Origin of the sequence: Mesorhizobium sp. M7A.F.Ca.CA.001.08.2.1 (assembly GCF_003998455.1) — a bacterium.
GTDB classification, from domain to species: domain Bacteria; phylum Pseudomonadota; class Alphaproteobacteria; order Rhizobiales; family Rhizobiaceae; genus Mesorhizobium; species Mesorhizobium ciceri.
Genome location: NZ_RZPW01000544.1, coordinates 1 through 4,363, shown reverse-complemented (window position 1 = coordinate 4,363; position 4,363 = coordinate 1). Strand labels below are relative to the sequence as shown.

Annotated in this window: 2 protein-coding genes and 1 pseudogene; 1 reads left to right on the top strand and 2 read right to left on the bottom strand. The window is 61.5% G+C overall.

All coding sequences use genetic code 11. From position 1 onward, the window contains the following. Positions 1-95: 95 nt before the first annotated feature. Positions 96-2,240 carry a TonB-dependent siderophore receptor gene (locus tag EN914_RS25835; RefSeq protein ID WP_024504204.1) on the bottom strand — a complete coding sequence of 715 codons (2,145 nt, stop codon included), beginning with the start codon at positions 2,238-2,240 and terminating at the stop codon, positions 96-98. A 353-nt stretch (positions 2,241-2,593) separates the two neighbouring features. Here EN914_RS25835 and EN914_RS25830 point away from each other — a divergent pair, with 353 nt between their 5' ends. Then, complete coding sequence (locus EN914_RS25830; protein WP_024504205.1) at positions 2,594-3,970, top strand: MFS transporter; 1,377 nt, start codon at positions 2,594-2,596, stop codon at positions 3,968-3,970. 186 nt (positions 3,971-4,156) lie between these two features. Here the strand turns inward: EN914_RS25830 and purH are convergent. Further along, positions 4,157-4,363, bottom strand: a pseudogene (gene purH / locus EN914_RS25825) (bifunctional phosphoribosylaminoimidazolecarboxamide formyltransferase/IMP cyclohydrolase); the annotation flags it as partial.

Sequence of the window (4,363 nt, the reverse complement as noted above, 5' to 3'; positions counted from 1 at the left end):
CTGACGGGGATGTGAACCGTCGATGATTGCCACACGCATTGTCGGGTGCGTGTGGCGGCTTTTCCAATGTTGTCGGCGCTTGGCGTTCAGCAAGCTCACCAGGAATGTTTGAGGGTGCCGACGATTTTCAGCCGGTCGCCGTAGAATTCGGTCCCGTAATAGCTGGTTGTCAGATACTTCCGGTCGAACAGGTTCGTTGCGTTCAAGGCCAACGTCACGTCCTTGGTCATCTTGTAGCTAATCGCCGCATCCACCAGTGCGTAGCCGCCAATCGAAATGGTGTTCGCGTCATCCCCGTAGGTTTGTCCGATATAGCGCAGGCCGCCGCCGATGGTCAGGTCGCCACGCGGTCCTTCCTCGGGAAGCGTATAGTCAACCCAGGCTGACGCCAGGTGGCGAGGAACGCGCTGCGGCCGATTGCCGGCATTCCCGCCAATGCCGTCTTCCAGGATCTCGGCATCCCAGTAGGAATAGGCAAGCGTCAGGTTCAGGTTTTCCGCGATGGCGGCCTTGCCCTCGAGTTCGATGCCGCGGACGCCAACCTTGCCGATCTGCTGCTGGACAACAGGCGTGACATAGGTCGGAACATTGGTTTGGGTAAGGTCGAAGACCGCGGCTGTGAACAGGCCGTCGAAGCCGTCGGGCTTGTACTTGATGCCTGCCTCATACTGTTTGCCCTCCTGAGGCTTCAACGAGCCCGAGACCGCATACCCGTTGGCGCTTGGCGACACGAGCGGCTGGAAGCTTTCCGAATAGTTGGCGTAGACCGCGAGGTTCGGCGTGAATTTGTAGGTCAGGCCAGCGCGCTTGGTGAAGGCCGATGCGGTGTCGTCGTCCTGCGTTCCCAGATCGAGATAGTCCGCCGTCGTATGGACACGGTCCCAGCGCCCGCCCAGGGTGACGATCCAGCGGTCGTCAAACGTCAATTGCTCCTGGGCATAGACACCGACCGCCTGCTGCTTGACCCGCCAGTTCACATAGGGGCCGAGGTTGATGCAGGACAGACCGCAATAGGTCGGGTTGTCGATGTCGATGGGGCCGGCGGTGCCGAAGAGGATGTTTTCGCGGGTGTTGTCGTTGGCGTAGTCGACGCCGACAAGCGTCTTGCTGGCGACCCGGTCCCAGCCCGTATCGTATTGCAACTGATTGTCAAAGGCATAGCGGTTGGACAGGCCGCCGACGGAAAATGCCGTGCGGTCCGCCGTGGGGTCAAGCGACGCGCCGTAGACCTCGGCGTAGTCGAGGCTCAAATGCGTGTAGCGGGCATTGGAGCGGAAGGTGAGATTCTCGTTGAATTCATGTTCGAACTGGTAGCCGATATCGACCTGCTCGGTGTTGAAGCGGTTGAAATCCGGCTCGCCCAGGAAGGTGCCGATGTCGATATTGGCGCCGGCGGGGGTGCCGCGTGCGCCTGTGCCATCTCGCTTGTAATAGTCAGTCAGGATGGTGAGCGAGGTTCCTTCCTCGGGCTTGATGGTCAACGCGGGTGCGATGTAAAGCCGGTCGTCGTTGGAATAATCCCATCCTTGATCGCCATCCTTGGCCAGCCCGGTAAGCCGATAGGTCCACACGCCATCGGGGTCGATCGGCCCGCCAAAATCAACGCCAATCTCCTTGGTGCCGTCGCCATAGGACGTGTAAATCTCCCCCTGCTTCTGGTCCAGCGGCCGCTTGGTGATGGCGTTCACCAGTCCGCCAGGACCGTTGAGACCAAATAGCGTCGATGTCGATCCCTTCAGGACCTCCACGCGCTGAAGTCCGTAAGGTTCGAGACGGCTGGCCGTGAACCATGCGGGGATGCGCGCCGTCAGGCCGTCGCGATAGGTACCGAGCGATGTCTGGTCGAAACCGCGGATGCGAATATAGTCGTATCGGTCATCGTTGCCGAACTCGTCGGTGAGGACGCTGGATGTGTAGGCCACGGCCTGCTGGAGGCTTTCGACATGGCGCGCCTCCAGTTCCTTTTGGGTTACAACTGAAACCGAGGCGGGAACGTCGACGATCGGCGTATCGGTCTTGGTGGCGGTCGCCGTATCCTTCGCGACGATCGTTTGATCGGGCCCGCCAACGCGGTCCGACTTGCCGGTGACGACGATCGTTTCCAGTTGAGTTGCATCGTCCGGCGAAACGTCCTGGGCCCGGCCGGTCCCCACCATTCCAAAAGATGCCGCTATCAAGGCACTGCTCGCAATCAATCGCCTTGCCTGAATGCGCAGCAATGCCTGTCGACCAATCGTCATCTCTTATTCCCTGTCAGACCAATTTCGAGCAGTTCGGCCGGTCACCGTTCCGGCCCTGCGCGAGCGCAATTAGTCAAAGCGGACAAAAAGAGTCAACTTAATAATCAAGAAATCACGCCGGCGACAATCGTTGCGAAGCAGGGGGTGGAGGACGGCGCCGGACCTACGGTCCGACTTCCCCCACGAGAAAAACACGGGCTTGGTTCGCGTAGCGGACGAAAGCCAGTTGCATGGCTTTCGAACAGTGAACGCCCGGCAACGTCAAGGGTACGGCACCGAGCTTCGTTCATTGCATGAGCGCATGAAACATGCAGACATGGCGCCCGACACGGAACCGGTGCCGAGGGATCATGATGACGGTAGAGACAGTGCAGCGTGCGTCCGGGCGCGGCATCTGGGGATGGATGCTGTTCGACTGGGCGGCGCAGCCGTTCTTCACGGTCGTGACGACCTTCATCTTCGGACCTTACTTCGTCTCGCGCATGGCGAGCGATCCGGAGACCGGCCAGGCGGCCTGGGGCTACGGCATTGCCGCGGCAGGTCTTGTCATCGCCGTGCTGTCGCCCATCCTCGGCTCGATTGCCGACCAGACCGGCCCGCGCAAGCCCTGGATCACATTCTTTGCCGCGGTCAAGGTCACCTGCCTTTGCATGCTTTGGTTCGCGGCCCCCGGTTCGAACCTTTTCCTGGTCGTGCTGTTCTTTTCGCTGGCGTCGGTCGCGGCCGAGTTTTCGACCGTGTTCAACGATTCGATGATGCCGCGCCTGGTGCCGAAGAGCGAGATCGGCCGAATCTCCAACATGGCCTGGGGCCTTGGTTATCTCGGCGGCATGATCGCGCTGATCTTCGTCGTCGCTTGCTTGGCCGGTTCGCCGGAGACCGGCAAGACGATCATCGGCACCGACCCGCTCTTTGGGCTCGACCCGAAGCTCGGCGAGGACGCGCGCGCAACCGGGCCTTTGTCAGCCGGCTGGTACTTCCTGTTCATCCTGCCGATGTTCTTTTTCACCCCCGATGCCATCAAGGGCCTGTCGATCGGCCCTGCGGTGCGAGAGGGGTTGGCGGAGCTGAAAGTGACGCTGGGCGAGGTGCGCAAGCGCAGCGGCATCTTCCGCTTCCTTGTCGCCCGCATGATCTATCAGGACGGTGTCAATGCGGTGCTGGCGCTGGGGGGCACTTTCGCAGCAGCGATGTTCCACTGGTCGATCACCGAAATCGGTATTTTCGGCATCATTCTCAACGTCGTCGCCATCTTCGGCTGCCTGGTTGCAGCCCGTCTCGATACGGCGCTTGGCTCAAAAACCATCGTCATGATCTCGCTGGTCCTGCTCAGCATCGCCACGATCGGCATCGTCTCGACCGGACCGGGCTATACTTTGTTCGGCCTCTGGATGATGCCTGGACCGGACAGCGGTGGCCTGTTCGGCACGGCAGCGGAAAAGGCCTACATCTTCTTCGGCCTGTTGATCGGTGTGGCTTTCGGGCCGGTGCAGGCGTCGTCGCGATCCTACATGGCGCGCAGCGTCACGGCCGCAGAATCCGGCCGCTATTTCGGCATTTATGCGCTGGCTGGACGGGCGACCAGTTTCCTGGCGCCGTTCATGGTCGCGTCCGTCACCCTGGCCAGCGGCTCGGCACGGCTCGGCATGGCGGTGATCGTGCTGTTCCTCGGGATCGGCATGGCGATCCTGGTCAAGACGCCCTATCCAGCGGACCGGCCGGCGGATTGAGTGGCACGATGAAAGGCTGGCGAACGCCGGGACGCTGCGGAGCAGCGGGGACCCGGCAGGGCGGATCGTCCACCGCCCGGCCCTTCGCGGGCTCAGGGCGTTCGAAGCTCGAAAAGCCAAGCAATTGGCTTTTCGTTTGCTGCGCGAACCGCTTCTCACCCCGCAAGGAGAGAAGGAAGAAGTGCGTCAATGCCTGAAATGCCGGACGCCCGTAAACACCATGGCGATGCCGTGCTCGTCGGCAGCGGCGATGACGTCCTTGTCGTTCATCGAGCCACCCGGCTGGATAACGGCAGTGGCGCCGGCGGCGATCGCCGACAGCAATCCGTCGGCGAAGGGGAAGAAGGCGTCGGAGGCGACGACCGAGCCCTTGGTCAGCGGTTCGGCAAGGCC